The following is a 20218-nucleotide window of genomic DNA, read 5'->3' as shown; positions in this document are numbered from 1 at the left end:
ACCCACACTGACGGATCCGAAGAGTGAGAACCGCCGGAATCGGCGGCCCTGAAAGCAGAGCGAGAGGCTAGGCGCATTGCATCGATTCTTCAACAGGATGACCGAAATAGAGCGCCCGAAGGCTGACCCTAGGCTTTCATCATCTCGAGCACCCGGGCGGCGAGTACATCTATTGCAAATGGCTTGGTCAGCACTTGCATACCAGCCCCGAGCGAGCTGTTGCCCAGCGCGGCACTCTCGGCATAGCCGGTGATGAAGAGTGTCTTTAGACCGGGGCGCACCTGGCGACCGGCATCGGCCATCTGCCTTCCATTCATCCCACCGGGCAGTCCGACATCGGTGATCAGCAGGTCGATGCTTACATCAGACTGCAGCAGCTTCAGTCCAGCGACACTGTCCGAGGCTTCGATCAGGGTGTAACCGAGGTCGCCAAGCACATCCATCAGCAACAGGCGCACGGTCGGCTCGTCGTCGACGATCAGAATCGTGCCGCAAGCGCCGGCAAGCGTGGTTGACGATTTTGCCTGGGCGATCGCACCACTCCCGGCATTGCCGTGGTAGCGCGGCAGATAGATGCACATCGATGTTCCGCGGCCAACTTCGGAATTGATCCGTACCTGCCCGCCGGATTGCTTGGCGAATCCGTAGATCATCGAAAGACCAAGACCAGTGCCTTCGCCAATCGGCTTCGTGGTGAAGAACGGATCGAACGCCTTGGCGATCACGCTCGGCGTCATGCCGGTGCCGGTATCGGTTACCGACAGCGACAGATATTCACCGGCGGGCAGATCATAGGCATGAGCCTCGTCTGGGTCAAGCGTACGGTTGGCCGTTTCAATGGTGATCCGCCCGCCGTCGGGCATCGCATCACGAGAATTGATGCAGAGATTGAGAATCGCGTTTTCCAACTGGCTGGCATCGACCGAGGCCGGCCAGAGATCCGGCGCACTGACGGTTTCGAGCAGGATGCTCGGCCCCACTGTGCGCTGGATCAGCTCGCTCATGCCTTCGGTCAGCATGTTGACATCGACCGGCCGTGGGTCGAGGGTCTGCCGGCGAGAGAACGCGAGCAATCGATGAGTTAGCGCCGCGGCACGCTTGGCAGCGCCCTGAGCGGCCAGCATGTATTTGTCGATGTCGTCCAGACGGCCCTGGGAAATCCTCATGCTCATCAATTCCAAGGCGCCGCTTATACCGGCCAGCAGGTTATTGAAGTCATGGGCGAGACCGCCGGTCAGCTGGCCGACTGCTTCCATCTTCTGCGACTGGCGTAGCTTCTCCTCGGCCTGAATCAGTTCGGCGGTCCGCTCGGCAACACGCTGCTCCAGGGTGTCATTGAGCGCGCGAAGCGCAGCAGTAGCACGATCCCGCTCGGCCTCTATGGAGCGCCTATCCTCCACATCGATCAGCACACCCGGAAAGCTCAAGGGGGTGCCATCGTCGGCGTGGTCGACGCGCCCATTGGCCTCGATCCAATAGAACCTGCCATCGGTACGTCGTACCCGGTACTGGTGGGCATAGGCGCCACCGCGCCCGATGACTTCGCTGATCGCCGCGATCAGCCCTTCTTTGTCCTCAGGGTGCACGGTTGCGATGATCTGCTCGAGACTGAGCCCTTCCCGTCCGAGCGCTGGGTCAAGGCCGAAGGCGTTCGCAAACCCTTCATCCACGGTGAAGCGGTCGGTAGGCAGGTGCCAATTCCATGTGCCGATGATTGCGCCTGCCTCAAGAGCCAACTGAACACGCTGCACATTTTCGCGCGCAAGGCCTTCGCTGATGCGCAGGCGCTCCTCGGCATTCCGTCTTGCGGTGACGTCGTTGAAGAGAATAGCGATTCGCCGCTCGGCAGGTTCGCCGACACGAACGGCCCGAACATCGAACCAGCGTTCGAACGCCTCGGCATAATTCTCGAAGTTGGTAGGCTCACCGGTCTTGGCGACGTGGCCGTAAATTTCGAACCAGAATTGCTCGAGATCCGGCGCGAACTCGGTGACCCATTTGCCGCGCAGGTCTACGCCGGCCTGGCGCTCAAACGCAGGATTGGCCTCGAGGAAGCAGTAATCCACGGGATTGTCGTCGGCGTCGAACTTGACCTGAACGATGGCGAATGCCGCCTCGATGGTCTCCAGAATGGTGCTGAAGCGTTCCTCACTCTGGCGCAAGGCCGCCTCGGCAGCGCGCATGCGCGTCAGGTCGAGCATCGCGCCAATCATCCGCACGGCCTGGCCGTGAACGTCACGAATCACATGACCGCGGTCGAGGATATCTGCATAGGAGCCATCCAGACGGCGAAAGCGATACTCGCCGGTCCAGGTCACCTCGCTGCCATCGATGACCGCGTGGATCGACCGGTGAATACGTGCACGGTCATCCGGATGGATATGCGCCAGCCACCAGTCACCGGAGCTGTCGACGTTTGCCAGCGGATGGCCGTACGCATGTTCCAGCGCATCGTTCCACAGCACGTGATTGCTGATCAGATCCCAGTCCCAGACCGCATCGTTGGTCGCCTTCGCGGCCAGCCGATAACGCACCTGGGTGTCTTCCATGGCGAGGCCCGCAAGGTGCTCGCTGGTGCGGTCACGCAGGATTTTCATGAAGCCGAGGTGTGCACCGTTTTCGTCATGGATCGGCGAGAGTTCGCCCGCTGCCCAGAACTGCTGACCGTCCTTGCGCAAGTGCCATCGCTCGTCCAGAGCGCGGCCCTCGCGTAGCGCGCTCTGCATCTCTTCGCCGAGCCAGTCACAGGCACGATCGGCCGGCGTGAAGAAGCGCTCCGCGCTCTGCCCACGCATCTCGTCTGCGGTCCAGCCCATCACCTGCTCGGCGCCGGCATTCCAGTCTGTGATGATGCCTGCGGTGTCGGTCAGGATGATGGCGAAGTCGATCGCGCTCTCGAATATCGCGCGCTGTCGTGCCTCGCTGCCAGCCAGTGCCAGAAGGCTGGCATGCAGCGTTTCGGGGAGATGTTTGGAGGCACCCAACTGTGCAGGTGTCGGGCGCTGACGATGCTGCTCGCGGGCGGGCTGACTATCACGGTGAACTTGAGATAGGGCCGGATCCGGATCGATTCCAGCCCGGTCCAGAACCGTGCGCAGGCGCGCCACCTCAGCCACCAGCTCCTCTCGGGTCAGATTTTCCAGAGCTATTCCCACTATGCATCGTGATGAATGGGCGGGCGGTAATCCCGCAGCGTGCTGCAGGTCATAAAAGCAGAAACCGCCAGGCTTTGCACTTGCAGCTGCCCAGGCGGTTGCACGAAATCAAGCGGCCTGGCTCGCCGAACTGTGGCGCCCCAGGTGCATCATTTCCGCCAGGACCCTGCTCTGCCCAGATGGGCACCGCACGCGCGGCGGTCGCCGTCGAGCACTGAATCGATTTGATACAAAGCGGTCCAAAATGCGGGCTCTATTACGGATTGCCTTGCAGCTATGCTCGCGCACCCGCCAGACGCGGGATCGTCGTCACTCACGCTAGAGATCCATATGGAATCGCTTATCCAGCTCTTCTCCGAACCCACCACCTGGGTTGCCCTGGCAACCTTGATCGCCATGGAGGTGGTTCTCGGCATCGACAACCTGATCTTCATTTCGATTCTGACGAACAAGCTTCCGGAACATCAGCGTGAGCGCGCGAGGCGCATCGGCATCAGCCTGGCGCTGGTCCTGAGACTAGGCCTGCTCGGCACGGTGGCCTGGATCGTTCAGCTCACCGAGCCGGTCATCGAACTGTTCGGCAATGCGTTTTCCTGGAAGGACATGATTCTGATCGCCGGCGGCCTGTTCCTGCTCTGGAAGGCCACCAAGGAGATTCACCACAGTGTCGACCCGACACCCGGCGGCGACATGTTCGAAGGCAAGCAGCTCGACAATGCCGTCACGATGGGCTTCAGCGCCGCGATTGCGCAGATATTGCTGCTCGACCTGGTGTTCTCGGTGGACAGCATCATCACTGCGGTGGGTATGACCGATCATGTTGCGATCATGGTCATTGCCGTGGTCGTCGCGGTAACCGTGATGCTCCTGGCGGCGAACCCGTTGGCCAAATTCATCAACGAGAACCCGACCGTCGTGATGCTCGCGCTCGGCTTCCTGTTGATGATCGGCATGACCCTCATCGCCGAGGGCTTCGGTGCCCACGTACCAAAGGGCTACGTGTATGCCGCCATGGCATTCTCCGCCGGAGTCGAGATGCTGAACATGATGGCCCGGCGCGCACGGCAGAAGCAGCTCGGTCTCGCTCAACAGCAATCGAAATAAACTGACGGTGGGCCTGCATCAGCGAACAGGAGTCACGCTGGAGCAGGCCCGCCGCGCCGAAGCTCTCATAGCCATGCTGGCATAGAGATCGGCTCGGTCTCGCACCGCCCCACACCGCGGTTTAGCCGCTTGCGGATGGCATCGACTACAGTTGCCGAGCTCGCCGCCCCTCATCGCCAGCATTGTCAGCCCGACAAAAACCGCCTGAACTTTCGCCAGGGAAGACGGTCAGTCAGCTGATGCGCCCGCGGAGCATCTTCATTTTCGTGCCGTTTGCACGTCGGGCTCCGACCTGTGGCTGCCACCGCGTCCGGCCACTAAAAGCGGTGCTTTTCTCTGCGGCTGGCCCAGAGTCTCGCGTGCCAGATGCAGCCGACCTCACCACCCTCACGCTTGGGTCCTATTCTTCCAATAACGCGAATTTTTCATGTCCATATCTCTTCATCTTTTTGCCTTGCTCTCCCGGTTCAGCTTTTCCCAGCCGCGCCAGGTCATCGGCGCCAGTCTGTTCGGCGCCCTGCTCATTGCAGGGCCTGTGGATGCCCAGGAATCGTCCGATAACGCGCGCTGGGTCAGCGACAGCCTGAACACCTACGTACGTAGCGGCCCCACCGACGGCTATCGCATCGTCGGCACGCTCACCTCGGGGCAGAAGGTCGAGCTGATCAGCACCCAGGGCGACTACAGTCAGGTCCGCTCGGAGTCCGGCAGCAACGTCTGGATACCCAGCAAGGAACTGCAGGACGTTCCCGGCCAGGCCGAGCGCCTGCCGCAGCTTGAACAGCAAGTCGCCGAACTGAGCGAGGAGCTCAAGACCATCGACGATAGTTGGAAGGTGCGCGTGCAAGGCATGCAGGAAACCCTGGACTCGCGCAAAGCTCTGATCGACGAACTCGACGCCCGCCGCATCGCCCTCGAGGCGGAGCTGACCGAAGCACAGTCGGAACTGCGTACGACCCAGGCGCGGCTCGGCGACGAGAACAAACAGGTGCTCATGCAGTACATGGTCTATGGCGGCAGCATCGCCGGTGCTGGGCTGCTGGTGGGCCTGATCCTGCCAATGCTCACCCGCGGCCGTAAGCGTAACGATCGCTGGTTCTGACCATAAGCGGGCCGGCCGAAAGGCGCACGATCGCCGGCGCGCTCAGGTGCTGATGGACATTCGCGGCTGATTGGTACCCGGTGGCCAGTAGCTGTGTCTCCGTTCTCGCAAGGCGGGTCCGTCAAGCAGAGCGCAGATATGAATCACGCCCCATTCCGGCGCTCCATGCGCCGGACTTTATAAGCATGCCGAGGCGCCCCACCGCCTCCGCTTCAAGGCTCGTGTTTGAGCCGCTCCGTTCGTCAAACCGCCATCGCTTAAGCCGTGCGGGCGAACTATGCTTGCCGTAGAGCACTGCTAGGAAGCCAGGCACACATGGGCGCAGTATGGCGGTCCGACAAGACATCCCAGGATGGGCGTAATCAGCGCGCCCCAACTCCGAAATCACCCCGCAAATCAGCTAAAGGCCGCCGCAAGGCAGCCCGCCGCTTGGCACTGCTCGTCGGTGTTTCGCTGCTTGCCGGTGGGGGTTACCTCGGCTGGCAGGAGCTGGACAGCGCCCGGTGGCAATCGCACTGGTTAAGCCGCTATGCGGCCGATCTGGATTACGCGGTCAAACCCGGGCCGAGCCCACGCATTCAGTTCCCCGAGGACGGTCCGTTCGACCGCCGCCTGGGCTACATCGATCTGCCGCGCTTCATTCAACAGCTGTCACAGCGCAATTTCAGAATCGAGGAGCAGGCACGCTTCTCGCGGGCACTGCTGGATTACACCAACCACGGCTTCTTTTCGCCCTACCCCGAGGACTCCCAGGCCGGGTTGACCATCATCGACTGCCGCGGCGTGCCGATCTACACCAACAGCTATCCACGCCAGTATTACGAGCGCTTCGAGGACATCCCACCGCTGGTAGTGATGAGCCTGTTGTTCATCGAGGACCGTGGCCTGCTGGACGCCAGCCGCCCCCACGCCAACCCGGCGGTGGACTGGCCGCGCTTCACCAAGGCGGCGATCAGCCAGCTGGAGAAGCGCCTCGGCCTCAGCGGCCAGGCCGCCGGCGGCAGCACCCTGGCCACCCAGGTCGAGAAGTATCGGCATTCGCCCGAAGGCCGCACCGGCGATCCGCAGGAAAAGATCCGGCAGATGATCTCCGCCAGCGTGCGTACCTATCGCGAGGGCCCGCAGACCCTGGCCACCCGTCAGCGCATCGTGCGCGACTACCTCAACAGCGTGCCGCTCTCGGCGGCGCCCGGGCACGGTGAAGTGCATGGCATCGCCGATGGCTTGCGACTGTGGTTCGGCGCCGACTTCCGTGAAGTCAATCGCCTGCTCGATCCACGCAGCGCCGACGAGGTCGATGCGCAGGCGCGCGGTCTGGCGCTGCGTCAGGTGCTGTCGCTGCTGATCGCACAGCGGCGCCCGTCGTACTACCTGGGTGCCGGTCGCGAGGAAATGGCAACGCTGACCGACAGTCACATCCGCCTGCTGGCCAACGGCGGCATCATCGATGCCGGCCTGCGCGACGCCGCGCTGGGCCAACGCGTCCTCGGACAAAGCCCGAGTCGCGACTCGGCGATCCGGCAGGTGGAAGCCACCAAGGGCATCACCGTCGCGCGCATGCGTCTGGCCGGGCTGCTCGGCTTGCCGCTGTACGACCTGGATCGCCTGGACCTCACCGCCAGCACGCCGCTGCAGGGTGATCTGCAGGCACAGATCAGTGAGTACCTGGTGCGCCTGGCCGATCCCGCTTTCGCCGAATCGGTCGGGCTGTTCGGCGATCGCATGCTGTCCCCGGAGAAAACCGCCGCGGTGCGTTACAGCTTCACGCTGTTCGAGCGCGGCGAGGAAGGCTTCCAAGTGCGGGTGCAAACCGACAACACCAACCAGCCGTTCGACATCAACGAGGGCAGCAAGCTGGAGCTGGGTTCAACCGCCAAGCTGCGCGTGCTGACCACCTATCTTGAGGTTATCGCCGAGCTGCACCAGCGCTACTCGGATCTCACCCCAAGCGAGCTACGCAAGATCGACACCAAGGCCAATCTAAGCCGCTGGGCCATCGATTACCTGGCCACGCACAGCGACCGCAGCCTGGAGCGCATGCTCGACGCCGCGCTGGATCGGCGCTACTCGGCCAGCCCCGCCGAACGCTTCTTCACCGGCGCCGGCATGCACCGCTTCGGCAACTTCCGCCGTGAAGACGACGGACGCATCCCCACCGTACGCGAATCGCTGCGCGAATCGATCAATCTGCCCTTCGTACGGCTGATGCGTGATCTGGTGAGTTACAGCACCTACGAAACCATCAATAGTGCCGAACTGCTGGGTGACGACAAGGACCCGCGCCGCCAGCAATACCTGACCCGCTTCGCCGATCGCGAGGGCTCGGTGTTCCTGCAACGTTTCTGGAAGAAGTACCGCAACAAGAGCGCCGAGCAGCGCATCGAGACCTTCCTGCAGGGCATGCGGCCGACACCCGTGCGCCTGGCGGCCGTGCATCGCTACCTGATGCCGGATGCCGAGCGGCCGGTATTCGACAGTTTTCTCAAGCAGCATCTGCCGGACTCCGATCTCAACGACAAGAAGCTGGATGCGCTCTACACCCGCTATGGCCCGGGCGCCTACAGCCTGCCCGATCAGGCCTACATCGCCCGCACGCACCCGCTGGACCTCTGGCTGCTGGGCTACCTGATCGCCCACCCGCAGGCGACGCTCTCCGAAGTGGTTGCCGACAGCCGCGCGCAGCGCCAGGAAGTCTACGGCTGGCTGTTCCGCAGCCGGCACAAGAGCGCGCGCGACAGCCGGATTCGCATCATGCTGGAGGTCGAGGCCTTCACCGACATTCATCGCCGCTGGCAGCGGCTGGGCTATCCGTTCGACAACCTGGTGCCGTCACTGGCGACCGCGCTGGGCAGCTCGGGTGATCGGCCGGCTGCGCTGGCCGATCTGATGGGCATCATCCTCAACGATGGTGTCCGCCTGCCCAGCGTGCGCATCGACAACCTGCACTTCGCCCAGGGCACGCCCTATGAAACCCGCATGGGCCTTGCCACCGGGACCGGCAAGCGGGTGATGCCGGTCGAAGTGGCCCGCGCGCTACAGGATGCACTGGCCAATGTGGTCGAAGGCGGTACCGCACGGCGCCTGCAAGGCAGTTTCGTGCAGCAGGACGGAAGCGCTTTGCGAATGGGCGGCAAGACCGGCACCGGTGACAACCGCATCCAGAGCGTCGGCGCTGGCGGCCGGCTGATCAGCTCGCTGGCGCTGAACCGCACCGCCACCTTCGTCTTCTATCTCGGGCCCAACCACTTCGGCACGCTGACAGCCTATGTGCCTGGGCGCGCCGCCGACAGCTTCCGCTTTACCTCGGCGCTGCCCGTGCAAACGCTCAAGGGCATGGCGCCCATCCTGCAACCCTACCTGCAAGGTCATAACACGCTGTGCCGACCGGATGACCTCCCGGCACTGACCAGCGGCATGCTTTCGGCCGAGAACTGATCCCCAAAACGCGCGTGCCGGCGCCCTTTCGCGGCGCCGGTTTCGGCGCGTGCGCCGGCAAAATCTGGACGTAATCCAAATTCGTTTGCGACGCTTCGCCTGATTGCCTGTCGAATATCCCGGTCCTGGAACCAATCTGGAGTGCACACCTGATTGCCGAACTGATCGGCCACAACGGGAAATGTCATGATCGAAGGGGTACTGCTGCTCACCACGGGACTCTTTGTGCTGGTCACACTCCTGCCGCTCTGGCGGCATCGCGCCTGGTGGGTGCGCGTATGGGAGTTTCCACGCCTGCAGCTCGGCGCACTGCTGGTCGCCCTGCTCGTCGCTCAAGGCATGCTGCTCGACTACAGCCAGCCGTGGCATTACCTGATCTCTGCCTTGGCCGGCGCCTGCCTGGTATACCAGCTCGCATGGGTCGTGCCCTACACACGCCCCTGGTGCAACGAGGTGCGCAGGGCGGAGACAGATGCTGCAGGGCCGCGCATCCGGGTGATGTCATCCAATGTGCTGGGGCCGAACCGACAGTCCGATCGGCTGCTGGCGCTGGTTCGCGAGTACCGCCCCGACGTGCTGGTGACCCTCGAATCGGACCAATGGTGGGAAACGCAGCTCGAGCAACTCGCCGAGCAATACCGCACAGCATCCGCTGCCCACTGGACAACCTCTACGGCATGCATGTGTTTTCACGTCTGCCGCTGGAAGAGCCGGAGCTGTGCTTTCTGGTGGAGGACGACGTGCCCTCCATGCATGCCCGGGTGCGTGTCAGCGACGAGCTCGCGGTGCGCATGCACTTTCTGCATCCGGCACCGCCCAGCCCGACCGAGAACGAGGAATCCACCGAGCGCGACGCGGAGCTGCTGGTGGTCGCCAGGAGCATCCAGGACAGCGATGACCCGATCATCGTCAGCGGCGACCTCAACGATGTCGCCTGGTCGCCCACCACGCGCCTGTTCCGCAAGATCAGCGGACTGCTCGACCCACGGGTCGGCCGCGGCATGTACAACACCTTCCATGTCCATCACTGGTTTCTACGCTGGCCGCTTGATCACTTTTTTCACAGCGCGCATTTCCGCTTCATCCGCCTGCTGCGGCTGCCTGATATCGGCTCCGACCATTTCCCGGTGTTCATCGAGTTGCAGTACGACCCCAAGCACACTGAAGAGCAGCATGGCCTTGAAGCCGATCGCGACGACGAGCAGCAGGTCGAGGAAACCATCGACGAGGAGCCCGTCACCCCGAGCGAGGTGCCGCAGCCTGCGGCCGGTCCGCGACGCTGAGCCGCTGGCCCTCAGCCGCGGCGATCGGCCTATGCTGGAACACACCGCGCGCCCAGTTCAGACGAGAGAGCCTGCATGACGCCTGCATCCGAACGCCCCGCCATCACCCCGGAAACCCTGCGCCAGCTCGCCTTCGACCAGTCCATCCGCTGGACCAGCCAGAACGATGACCTGTGGCAGCTGATCGATAACGACCTGTGGCAGCTCACGCGCAATCCCAGCCTGGTGCTCAGCACCGTGCCCGAACAGAAGCTGCAAGCACTGCTGCAACGCGCTGAATGCCATCGTCTGGTGGAGGGCATCGTCGAAGCTCAGCAGGCACGCCTGGAGAGGCCGACCTGGTTCGCCAGCCAAGGCCACGGTGACCGCAGTTACAGCGAACAACTCGCGCGAGTCGCCTATTTCTCCATGGAGTACATGCTCAGCGAGGCGCTGCCGATCTACTCCGGCGGGCTCGGCAATGTCGCCGGCGACCAGCTCAAGGCCGCCAACGACCTCGGCGTGCCGATAACCGCAGTAGGCATGCTCTGGCAGCACGGCTATTTTCGCCAGAGCATCGGCCCGGATAGTCGCCAGCAGGCACTCTACCCGGTCAATGACACCCGGCAGATGCCCATCGAGCCGCTGCTCGACACCAGCGGAACAGCATTGCGTTTCGCGATCCAGCTGCCTGGCGTGCAGATCTGGCTGCGCGGCTGGCAGGCCAGGGTCGGCCGCCACCGCCTGCTATTGCTGGACACCAACGACCCTGCCAACCCGCCCATCGCACGACTGATCACCAGCGAACTCTACGGTGGCGACAACGAAATGCGTCTGCGCCAGGAGTTGGTGCTGGGCATCGGCGGCTGGCGGCTGCTCGAAGCCGCCGGACTGCAGGCCGACGTGCTTCACCTGAACGACGGCCACGCCGCATTCGCCGTGCTGGAGCGCGCCCGCAGCTACATGGCCAGGGAGCGCGTGTCCTTCGACGTGGCACTCCACGCAACCCGCGCGGGCAATCTGTTCACGACCCATACGCCCGTCGAAGCCGGCTTCGACCGCTTCCCGCCGGATCTGCTGAGCAAATACCTGGAGCGCTATGCCGAGTACGAACTGGGCATCCCGCTGCAGGCGCTGCTGGCCATGGGACGCAAGCATGTGCACGACCCACACGAGCCATTCAACATGGCCTACCTGGCAACGCGCGGGGCCGGCGCGGTCAATGCCGTCAGCCAGCTGCATGGCCGCACCAGTCGCTACATCTTCCGCGAGCTTTATCCACGCTGGCCGCTCGAGTCGGTGCCGGTCGGTCATGTCACCAATGGCATCCACCTGCCGACCTGGGTATCGCCAGACGCCGAAGCCCACTGGTATGAGCTGCATGGCGATGAAATCCCCTGGCGCGGCACCGACCAGGCTTCCGTGGACGACCTGCTGGCGCAGGTCGATGACCGCTGGCTGTGGCAGATCCGCCAGCATGCCCGTGGCGAACTGCTCAGCTTCGTACGCAGCCACCTGGCTCGCAGCCTCGCGGTGCACGGTGCCTCGCCTGCGGAGATCGAATTCGCCGGCTCGCGCCTGCATCCGCAACGGCTGACGCTAGGCTTTGCCCGGCGATTCGCCGCCTACAAACGCCCCAATCTGCTGCTGCAGGACCCGGAGCGGCTGGCGCGCCTCCTCACCCATCGCGATTACCCGGTGCAGCTGCTGGTTGCCGGCAAGGCGCACCCCGCCGATCGCGCCGGCCAGGCGCTGCTCAGCGAATGGCAGCAGTTCGCCGCGCGCCCCGATATTGCCGGCCACGTGGTATTTCTCGAGGACTATGACATGCGTATCGCCCGGCACATGGTGCAGGGCGTGGATGTCTGGCTGAATACCCCGCGTCGCCCGTGGGAAGCCAGTGGCACCAGCGGCATGAAGGTCCTGGCCAACGGTGGGCTGAATCTTTCGCAGCTCGACGGCTGGTGGGCCGAAGCCTATGCCGCCGACCTCGGCTGGGCGGTCGGCGACGGCCTGGAACATGAACCCGAACACGATGCCGTGGACGCCGAACAGCTGTATCGGCTACTCGAAGAGCACGTCGTGCCCTGCTTCTACCAGCGCGACCAGCAGGACATCCCCACCGCCTGGGTGAAACGCATGCGCCGCAGCATGAGTGCTCTGGTGGAACGCTTTTCCGCCGACCGGACGGTGCGTGAATACACCGAGCGCTATTACCTGCCGCTGTCAGACCGCTACCGACAGCGCTGCGCGGATGGTTCTGCGTTGGCCACCGAGATGTCGCGCCGAATCACCAGCCTGCGCAGTTACTGGCACGAGCTGGCCTTCGAACAGCTTGAGTGGCGGCGCGAGGGCGATGCCCAGCACATCGAGGCTCGCCTGCACCTCGGCCGAATCGAACCGGAGCAGATAGCCGTACAGCTGTTCGCCGAATCGCAGGGAGCGGAGCCGGCCAACGTCCACACGTTGCAACTCCAGCACCACGAAGGCTCATACGCCACCTACCGGACCGAGCTGAGCACCCAGCGCCCTGAGGCCGACTACACCGCACGGGTCGTCCCCAGCCCCGCGCTGGGCCTGGCGGTGCCGCTGGAGCTGCCGCTCATTCTCTGGCAGCGATGAACAGCCGGAACGCTGCCCGCACGCCGCAGTCATCTATAAACCACCCCCATAGAGGATGCCGCGTCATGATCAAGCAAATGTTCGACAAAACCGCCCCACAGAACGTCCACGGCTGGGAGCGCGCCGCGTCGCTGGCGGGCGGCCTGGTGATGATGGGCAAGGGGCTACGCCGTGGCGGATTGATCGGGATCGCTGAGCTGGCCATGGGCGGTATGGCGCTGGCTCGTGGTATCAGCGGTCGCTGCGAGGCCAAGCGCATGCTCGCGGAGATGGAAAGCAAGCCGGCGCTGCCTAGCCAGCGCTACAGCCATATGCCGATGGATTCCGAAGTGCACAGTTCGGACTTCACCGATACCAGCGTACAAATGCCGGACTCCACCCCCATGGGCAACGAAAGCCGCACCACGCCGCGCGTCTGATCGACCGGGCAGCGCCTCGATGATGCGCTGCTCGCTAACAGCCCCTACAAGCGGCAAAAGTGCAAACCTCACGGCGCTCTAGCGGCGCCGTGGCTGCAATGCGGTCAATCATCGATAACTACTGACCCAACAATCGGTCCTGATTCTGCTGCGCCATTTCCTTCAGGTAATCCCAGGTCGTGCGCATGCGCGCCAGGTCCTTGAACTCGATCGGCATCAGCATCCAGAAGGTTCGGGTGAAGCTGACCTCCTCGGGCAGCAGCAGTCGCAACCGCGGATCGGCGTCGGCGGAAAACGCCGGCAGGATCGCGATCCCCGCCCCCATCGCCACGGCTTCCTGCTGCGCCAGCAGGCTGGTGCTGCGCAGGCCGACCGAGCGGGGATCGGCGATCCCATCGAGAAACAGCAGTTCCTTGCTGAACAGCAGATCATCCACGTAGCTGACGAAGCGATGCGCGGCCAGATCCTCGCGGCTGCGGATCGGCGGATGTTCATCGAGATACGCCGGCGACGCATACAACCGCAGCACGTAATCGGTGAGCCGGGTGATGATGAACGGACCGCGCTCCGGGCGTTCCAGGGTAATGACGATATCCGCCTCGTGACGCGACAGGCGCACCGCGCGCGGCAGTGCCAGCAGGTCGATGTTCAGATGCGGATAGCGCCGGCTGAGCCCGGTGAGCTGGCCGGCGAGCATCACCGTGCCGTAACCTTCCGTCGCGCCGATGCGCACCTGCCCGGAAAGGCCATCGGCCATGCTCGGCAACGAATGTTCGATGGCCACGCTGGCGCTTTCCATCGCTTCCACTCGCGGCAGCAGGTTGCGCCCGGCTTCGGTGAGCTTGTAGCCACCCGGCTCGCGCAGGAACAGCTGCAGGCCGATGCTTTTTTCCAGCGCCTGCAAACGACGGGACACGGTGGTGTGGTCCACGGCGAGCCGGCGCGCCGCGGTCGTCAGCCGCCCCGCTCGGGCGACCTCGAGGAAATAGCGCAGATTGTCCCAGTCCATGGTTGAAGCCTCCATCAGCCCGCTGTGCATTTATGCAGAACGACTCTGCAGTCGATCGCATTGTAATGTGGTTTTTTGCATTGCTACATTCGGTGCAACTGGTCGCAGCCGTCCGCGAGCCATAACAACAACAGTGCCTTCTCAGGCGGAGATCCTTATGACAACGTCCAGCTCCATTCCTACCGTCAAATTGCTGATCGACGGTGAATTTATCGAATCGACCACCCAGGACTGGCGCGATGTCGTCAACCCGGCGACCCAGGAAGTCCTGGCGCGCGTGCCGTTTGCGACCGGAGAGGAAATCGACCGCGCCGTCGCCAGCGCCCAGCAGGCCTTTAAGACCTGGCGCAAGACACCGATCGGCGCGCGGGCGCGCATCTTTCTCAAGTACCAGCAGCTGATTCGCGAAAACATGAAGGAGCTGGCGGCGATCCTCACCGCCGAACAGGGCAAGACCCTGGCCGATGCCGAGGGCGACGTGTTCCGCGGCCTGGAAGTGGTCGAGCACGCCGCCGGTATCGGCAACCTGCAGCTCGGCGAGCTGGCTAACAACGTCGCCGCCGGCGTCGATACCTATACCCTGCTGCAGCCGCTGGGCGTCTGCGCCGGCATCACCCCGTTCAACTTCCCGGCGATGATCCCGCTGTGGATGTTCCCGATGGCCATCGCCACCGGCAATACCTTCGTCCTCAAACCGTCCGAACAGGACCCGATGGTCACCATGCGCCTGTGCGAACTGGCACTGGAAGCCGGGGTGCCTCCGGGCGTGCTCAACGTGGTGCATGGCGGTGCGGACGCGGTAAATGCGATCTGCGACCACCCGGATATCAAGGCGGTTTCCTTCGTTGGCTCGACCAGGGTCGGCACCCATGTCTACAACCGCGCCAGCCAGGCCGGCAAGCGCGTGCAGTGCATGATGGGCGCGAAGAACCACGCCATCGTGCTGCCCGATGCGCACAAGGAACAGACCCTCAACAACCTCGCCGGTGCCGCCTTCGGTGCGGCCGGCCAGCGCTGCATGGCGCTGTCGGTGGTGGTGCTGGTGGGCGAGGCGCAGGCCTGGATTCCCGATCTGGTGGCCAAGGCGCAGACCCTCAAGGTCAACGCCGGTGTCGAGGCCGGCACCGATGTCGGTCCGCTGGTTTCCTGCGCGGCGCTGGATCGCGTCAGCGGGCTGATCGAACGCGGCGTACGCGAAGGCGCCAAGCTTGAGCTGGACGGCCGCAACCCGAGCGTCAGCGGCTACGAAAAGGGCAACTTCGTCGGCCCGACGATCTTCTCCGGCGTTACCCGCGAGATGAGCATCTATCAGGAAGAAATCTTCGGCCCGGTCCTCTGCGTCATGGCGGCGGCGACCATGGACGAAGCCATCGCGCTGATCAACGCCAACCCGAATGGCAACGGCACCGCCATCTTCACCCGCTCCGGCGCCGCGGCGCGGCACTTCCAGGAAGAGATCGACGTGGGTCAGGTGGGCATCAACGTACCGATCCCGGTGCCGGTGCCGATGTTCTCCTTCACCGGTTCGCGCGCTTCCAAGCTCGGCGACCTCGGCCCCTACGGCAAACAGGTGGTGCAGTTCTACACCCAGACCAAGACCATCACCGAGCGCTGGTTCGATGAAAACGAGGTCGGCGGCCCGGTCAACACCACCATCAACCTGAAGTGACATCACCCACCGGGCCGGCGGACGCGCCGGCCCTCAAGGACGCTGAAATGACATTCGAAACCCTGCTCGTCGACATCCAGGAGCGCGTTGCGCTGATCACCCTCAACCGGCCGCAGGCGCTCAATGCGCTCAATGCGCAGCTGATCAGCGAACTGAACCAGGCCCTGGGCCAGCTCGAGGCCGATCCGCAGATCGGCTGCATCGTGCTCACCGGCTCGGCCAAGGCGTTCGCCGCCGGCGCCGACATCAAGGAAATGGCCGAGCTGTCCTACCCGCAGGTCTATCTCGATGACCTCTTTGCCGAAGCCGACCGCATTGCCACGCGCCGCAAGCCGCTGATTGCCGCCGTCGCCGGTTACGCCCTGGGCGGCGGCTGCGAGCTGGCGTTGCTCTGCGACATGATCTTCGCCGCCGACAATGCGCGTTTCGGCCAGCCGGAAGTCAACCTCGGCGTGCTGCCAGGTATTGGCGGCACCCAACGCCTGACCCGCGCAGTGGGCAAGGCCAAGGCGATGGACATGTGCCTGACCGGTCGCCAGATGGACGCCGCCGAAGCCGAGCGCGCCGGCCTGGTCGCGCGCGTATTCCCGGCCGAAAGCCTGCTGGAGGAAACCCTCAAGGCCGCCCGGGTGATCGCCGAGAAATCCCTGCCGGCCACCATGATGATCAAGGAAAGCGTCAACCGCGCCTTCGAGACCACGCTGGCCGAAGGCATCCGCTTCGAGCGTCGTGTGTTCCACGCGGTGTTCGCCACTGCCGACCAGAAGGAAGGCATGGCCGCATTCAGCGAGAAGCGCAAGCCTGAGTTCACCCATCGCTAAGCCGCATCTGGCCATAACAACAAGAGGAATCACGCCATGCATATCGGATTCATCGGCCTGGGCAACATGGGCGCACCCATGGCCCACAACCTGCTCAAGGCAGGCCACCAGCTCAGCGTCTTCGACCTCAACGCCGCGGCCGTCGAAAACCTGGTCGGCGCCGGCGCGCTGCCGGTCGACTCCCCGACCGCCATCGCCCAGGGCAACGCCGAGCTGATCATCACCATGCTACCGGCCGCCGCCCATGTGAAGAGCGTGTACCTGGGCGAGAACGGCCTGATCGCCAGCAGCCGGGCCGGTGTGATGCTGATCGACTGTTCGACCATCGATCCGCACAGTGCCCGCGAAGTGGCCAAGGCCGCCGCCGAGCATGGCAACCCAATGCTCGACGCACCGGTTTCCGGCGGCACCGGCGGTGCAGCAGCCGGCACCCTGACCTTCATGGTCGGTGGCAGCGATGCGGACTTCGATCGTGCACAACCGATCCTCGCGGCCATGGGCAAGAACATCGTGCACTGCGGTGCAGCCGGCAACGGCCAGGTGGCCAAGGTCGCCAACAACATGCTCTTGGGCATTTCCATGATCGGCGTCGCCGAGGCGATGGCGCTGGGCGTCGCGCTGGGCATGGATGCCAAGACCCTGGCCGGGGTGATCAACACCTCCAGCGGCCGCTGCTGGAGCTCGGATACCTACAACCCCTTCCCCGGCGTGCTGGACAACGTACCGGCCTCCCGCGGCTACAGCGGCGGCTTCGGCAGCGACCTGATGCTCAAGGATCTGGGCCTGGCCACCGAGGCCGCCAAGCAGGTGCGTCAGCCGGTGATCCTCGGCGCGCTCGCCCAGCAGCTCTACCAGAGCTTCAGCGCCCAGGGTCATGGCGGCCTGGACTTCTCGGCGATCATCAATCAGTACCGCAAGGACACCTGACCATGAGTGCAACCGAACGCCCCGTGCTGGCCGCCGTACGCAACCACGTCGGCCACCTCACCCTCAACCGCCCGGCCGGGCTGAATGCGGTGACCCTGGAAATGGTCCGCCTGCTGCACCAGCAGCTCAGCGCCTGGGCTGCCGATCCGCAGATTCATGCCGTGGTACTGCGTGCCAATGGCGAAAAAGCCTTCTGCGCCGGCGGTGACATCCGTTCGCTGTACGACAGCTTCCAGCGCGGCGACACCGAGCACGAAACCTTCTTCGAGGAGGAATACGCCCTCGATCAGTACATCCATGCCTACCCGAAACCACTGCTGGCGCTGATGGACGGTTTCGTCCTCGGCGGCGGCATGGGCCTGGTTCAGGGCGCGTCGCTGCGGGTAGTCACCGAGCGCGTGCGCATGGGCATGCCGGAAGTCGGCATCGGCTATTTCCCGGATGTCGGCGGCAGCTATTTCCTCTCGCGCCTGCCGGGAGAGCTTGGCACCTACATGGGCATCACCGGCCTGCAGATCCGCGCCGCCGATGCGCTGCACGTGGGCCTGGCGGACTGGTGCGTCAGCCACGACCAGATTGCCGAGCTGGATCGCTGCCTGGACCGCATGAGCTGGTCGGTCCATCCCCAGGAGGCGCTACGCACCCTGGTGGCCACACTAGGCACCAACAGGCTGCCCGGTTCCGAACTCAAAGCGCTGCACCAGGCCATCGACGAGCATTTCGCCAAGCAGGACGTGGCATCGGTTCGTGCCTCGCTGGCAGCCGAGAACCGTCCCGAATTCAGCGACTGGGCCGCCGAAACCCTCAAGGTGCTCGACAGCCGCTCACCCCTGGCGATGTGCGTCACCCTGGAGATGCTGCGGCGCGGCCGCAATCTGCCCCTGGCCGACTGCTTCGCCCTGGAGTTACATCTGGACCGTCAATGGTTCGCCAAGGGCGACATCATGGAAGGCGTGCGCGCGCTGATCATCGACAAGGACAAGTCCCCACGCTGGAATCCGCCGACGCTGGCAGAGGTCACGCCGGAGCGCGTCCAGGCGTTCTTCGACGGCTTCAAGGCCACCACCGGCAAGACACGCCGCAGCGCCACGGCCTGAACCTCTTTTGCAGCACAACAACAAGAAGAGACCGCGCAATGCATGACCTCGAACTCAACGAAGACCAACGCATGATCCGCGACATGGCGCGCGACTTTGCCCGCCGCGAGATCGCCCCCCATGCACAGGCCTGGGAAAAAGCCGGCTGGATCGACGACGCCCTGGTCGCCCAGATGGGCGAGCTTGGCCTGCTCGGCATGGTCGTCCCGGAAGAATGGGGCGGCAGCTATATCGACTACGTCGCCTACGCCCTGGCCGTGGAGGAAATCTCCGCCGGCGACGGCGCCACCGGCGCGCTGATGAGCATCCATAACTCGGTAGGCTGCGGCCCGGTGCTGAACTACGGCTCGCAGGCGCAGAAGGACGAGTGGCTGGCCGAACTGGCCAGCGGTCGCGCCATCGGCTGCTTCGCCCTCACCGAACCGCAGGCCGGCTCCGAGGCGCACAACCTGCGCACCCGCGCCGAGCTGGTGGACGGCCAGTGGGTGCTCAACGGCAGCAAGCAGTTCTGCAGCAATGCCAAGCGGGCGAAGTTGGCCATCGTCTTCGCGGTGACCGATCCAGACCTCGGCAAGAAGGGTCTTTCCGCGTTTCTGGTGCCCACCGACACGCCCGGCTTCGCGGTGGAACGCAGCGAACACAAGATGGGCATCCGCGCCTCGGATACCTGCGCGGTCTCGCTCAGCGACAGCCGAATCCCAGAGGCCAACCTGCTTGGCGAGCGCGGCAAGGGCCTGGCGATTGCGCTGTCGAACCTCGAAGGCGGCCGTATCGGCATCGGTGCGCAGGCCCTGGGTATCGCCCGTGCGGCCTTCGAAGCGGCCCTGCTCTACGCCCGCGAGCGCGTACAGTTCGGCAAGCCGATCGCCGAGCACCAGAGCATCGCCAACATGCTCGCCGACATGCAGACCCAGCTGAATGCGGCGCGTCTGCTGATTCTGCATGCCGCGCGGCTGAAGAGCGCCGGCCTGCCGTGCCTGTCCGAAGCCTCGCAGGCCAAGCTGTTCGCATCGGAAATGGCGGAGAAGGTCTGTTCGCAGGCGGTGCAGATCCAAGGCGGCTACGGCTATCTCGAGGACTATCCGGTGGAGCGCTACTACCGCGATGCCCGTATCACGCAGATCTACGAGGGCTCGAGCGAAATCCAGCGGCTGTTGATCGCGCGGGAGCTGGCGAACTACGCCCTTTAGTAGGCACGCCGCGAGGCTGGGGGCGTGAAGCTGCTGGGATCAGCTGCGCTTGGTCTTCGCAGCGTTTGTTGGTGGGCTGAAGCCCACCCTACGGTGCATACACCAATGCAACGCCGGGTTCCCACCTAAGCGCCTACGGACTTGTAGGGCGGGCGTCAGCCCACCAATCCCGCCTCCGCCCCGCCGGTAATTCGCAACAACCGTAAACTGCGGCAAATAAAAAGGGGAGCCATAAGGCTCCCCTTCAGTGCGTGTTGCTTTGTTCTTCTTCTGCTGACGGGCTTGTTGTTCTTGTTGGCAGCCCGGTCGGACAACGTCCGCATAGCAGTCCCATAAGGGACATAAAGAACAAACGGATTATTTTGGTCGCTGATGTTGCCACTGCCCTCGCGGGCTCAACCGGTTC

12 protein-coding genes and 1 pseudogene are annotated in these 20218 nt (G+C 64.1%); 11 read left to right on the top strand and 2 right to left on the bottom strand.

The features are described 5' to 3' along the window. Positions 1 to 128: 128 nt before the first annotated feature. Positions 129 to 3155 carry a PAS domain-containing hybrid sensor histidine kinase/response regulator gene (locus tag AAEZ08_RS00560; protein WP_500123523.1) on the bottom strand — a complete coding sequence of 1009 codons (3027 nt, stop codon included), beginning with the start codon at positions 3153 to 3155 and terminating at the stop codon, positions 129 to 131. Between the two features lie 330 nt (positions 3156 to 3485). Here AAEZ08_RS00560 and AAEZ08_RS00555 point away from each other — a divergent pair, with 330 nt between their 5' ends. From AAEZ08_RS00555 to AAEZ08_RS00530, 6 genes and pseudogenes are all read left to right on the top strand, one after another. Continuing rightward, the gene (locus AAEZ08_RS00555) at positions 3486 to 4259 is read left to right on the top strand and encodes a TerC family protein (protein WP_014820417.1); all 774 of its coding nucleotides are present in this window, start codon (positions 3486 to 3488) and stop codon (positions 4257 to 4259) included. Between the two features lie 427 nt (positions 4260 to 4686). Next, entirely contained in the window at positions 4687 to 5361 is a 675-nt protein-coding gene (locus AAEZ08_RS00550) for a TIGR04211 family SH3 domain-containing protein (protein WP_014820418.1), read from the top strand. Between the two features lie 315 nt (positions 5362 to 5676). Then, positions 5677 to 8796: a transglycosylase domain-containing protein gene (locus AAEZ08_RS00545; protein WP_500123522.1), complete on the top strand. Its 3120-nt coding sequence runs from the start codon at positions 5677 to 5679 to the stop codon at positions 8794 to 8796. 339 nt (positions 8797 to 9135) lie between these two features. Then, a pseudogene (locus tag AAEZ08_RS00540) lies at positions 9136 to 10079 on the top strand (endonuclease/exonuclease/phosphatase family protein). 75 nt (positions 10080 to 10154) lie between these two features. Further along, positions 10155 to 12680: an alpha-glucan family phosphorylase gene (gene glgP / locus AAEZ08_RS00535; RefSeq protein WP_500123521.1), complete on the top strand. Its 2526-nt coding sequence runs from the start codon at positions 10155 to 10157 to the stop codon at positions 12678 to 12680. A gap of 65 nt (positions 12681 to 12745) precedes the next feature. Then, positions 12746 to 13099 (top strand): YgaP family membrane protein, encoded by a 354-nt coding sequence (locus AAEZ08_RS00530; protein WP_003300491.1) that lies wholly within the window; start codon positions 12746 to 12748, stop codon positions 13097 to 13099. Between the two features lie 118 nt (positions 13100 to 13217). Here AAEZ08_RS00530 and AAEZ08_RS00525 read toward each other — a convergent pair whose 3' ends face one another. After that, complete coding sequence (locus AAEZ08_RS00525; RefSeq protein WP_500123520.1) at positions 13218 to 14108, bottom strand: LysR family transcriptional regulator; 891 nt, start codon at positions 14106 to 14108, stop codon at positions 13218 to 13220. Between the two features lie 157 nt (positions 14109 to 14265). Between AAEZ08_RS00525 and AAEZ08_RS00520 the strand changes: the two genes are divergently transcribed. From AAEZ08_RS00520 to AAEZ08_RS00500, 5 genes are read left to right on the top strand one after another with little or no spacing between them, the layout of a single operon-like run. Continuing rightward, complete coding sequence (locus tag AAEZ08_RS00520) at positions 14266 to 15777, top strand: CoA-acylating methylmalonate-semialdehyde dehydrogenase (RefSeq protein ID WP_500123519.1); 1512 nt, start codon at positions 14266 to 14268, stop codon at positions 15775 to 15777. Positions 15778 to 15824: 47 nt separating this feature from the next. Then, a complete protein-coding gene (locus AAEZ08_RS00515) occupies positions 15825 to 16598 on the top strand; it encodes an enoyl-CoA hydratase (protein WP_200594117.1) in 774 nt (257 codons plus the stop codon). Positions 16599 to 16634: 36 nt separating this feature from the next. After that, positions 16635 to 17525, top strand: coding sequence for a 3-hydroxyisobutyrate dehydrogenase (gene mmsB / locus AAEZ08_RS00510; protein ID WP_020306202.1), 891 nt, complete (start codon positions 16635 to 16637; stop codon positions 17523 to 17525). 2 nt (positions 17526 to 17527) lie between these two features. Next, the gene (locus AAEZ08_RS00505; RefSeq protein WP_013982631.1) at positions 17528 to 18622 is read left to right on the top strand and encodes an enoyl-CoA hydratase/isomerase family protein; all 1095 of its coding nucleotides are present in this window, start codon (positions 17528 to 17530) and stop codon (positions 18620 to 18622) included. Positions 18623 to 18660: 38 nt separating this feature from the next. Beyond that, on the top strand, positions 18661 to 19812 hold the full coding sequence (locus tag AAEZ08_RS00500) for an acyl-CoA dehydrogenase family protein (RefSeq protein WP_500123518.1): 1152 nt from the start codon (positions 18661 to 18663) through the stop codon (positions 19810 to 19812). The last annotated feature ends 406 nt before the right edge of the window (positions 19813 to 20218 follow it).

The organism is Pseudomonas sp. E45-MNA-CIBAN-0222 (genome assembly GCF_040310405.1).
In the GTDB taxonomy this organism is placed as follows: domain Bacteria; phylum Pseudomonadota; class Gammaproteobacteria; order Pseudomonadales; family Pseudomonadaceae; genus Stutzerimonas; species Stutzerimonas stutzeri_AC.
The sequence above is the reverse complement of the archived record's forward strand: the minus strand, read 5'-3'. Positions and strand labels throughout refer to the sequence as shown.

What these genes read in the sequence shown, in the direction of transcription:
- AAEZ08_RS00505 (WP_013982631.1), top strand. Translation starts at nt 17,528, where the DNA reads ATGAGTGCAACCGAACGCCCCGTGCTGGCCGCCGTACGCAACCACGTC.
- glgP (WP_500123521.1), top strand. Translation starts at nt 10,155, where the DNA reads ATGACGCCTGCATCCGAACGCCCCGCCATCACCCCGGAAACCCTGCGC.
- AAEZ08_RS00545 (WP_500123522.1), top strand. Translation starts at nt 5,677, where the DNA reads ATGGGCGCAGTATGGCGGTCCGACAAGACATCCCAGGATGGGCGTAAT.
- AAEZ08_RS00525 (WP_500123520.1), bottom strand. Translation starts at nt 14,108, where the DNA reads ATGGACTGGGACAATCTGCGCTATTTCCTCGAGGTCGCCCGAGCGGGG.
- AAEZ08_RS00530 (WP_003300491.1), top strand. Translation starts at nt 12,746, where the DNA reads ATGATCAAGCAAATGTTCGACAAAACCGCCCCACAGAACGTCCACGGC.
- AAEZ08_RS00555 (WP_014820417.1), top strand. Translation starts at nt 3,486, where the DNA reads ATGGAATCGCTTATCCAGCTCTTCTCCGAACCCACCACCTGGGTTGCC.
- AAEZ08_RS00515 (WP_200594117.1), top strand. Translation starts at nt 15,825, where the DNA reads ATGACATTCGAAACCCTGCTCGTCGACATCCAGGAGCGCGTTGCGCTG.
- AAEZ08_RS00500 (WP_500123518.1), top strand. Translation starts at nt 18,661, where the DNA reads ATGCATGACCTCGAACTCAACGAAGACCAACGCATGATCCGCGACATG.
- AAEZ08_RS00550 (WP_014820418.1), top strand. Translation starts at nt 4,687, where the DNA reads ATGTCCATATCTCTTCATCTTTTTGCCTTGCTCTCCCGGTTCAGCTTT.
- mmsB (WP_020306202.1), top strand. Translation starts at nt 16,635, where the DNA reads ATGCATATCGGATTCATCGGCCTGGGCAACATGGGCGCACCCATGGCC.
- AAEZ08_RS00520 (WP_500123519.1), top strand. Translation starts at nt 14,266, where the DNA reads ATGACAACGTCCAGCTCCATTCCTACCGTCAAATTGCTGATCGACGGT.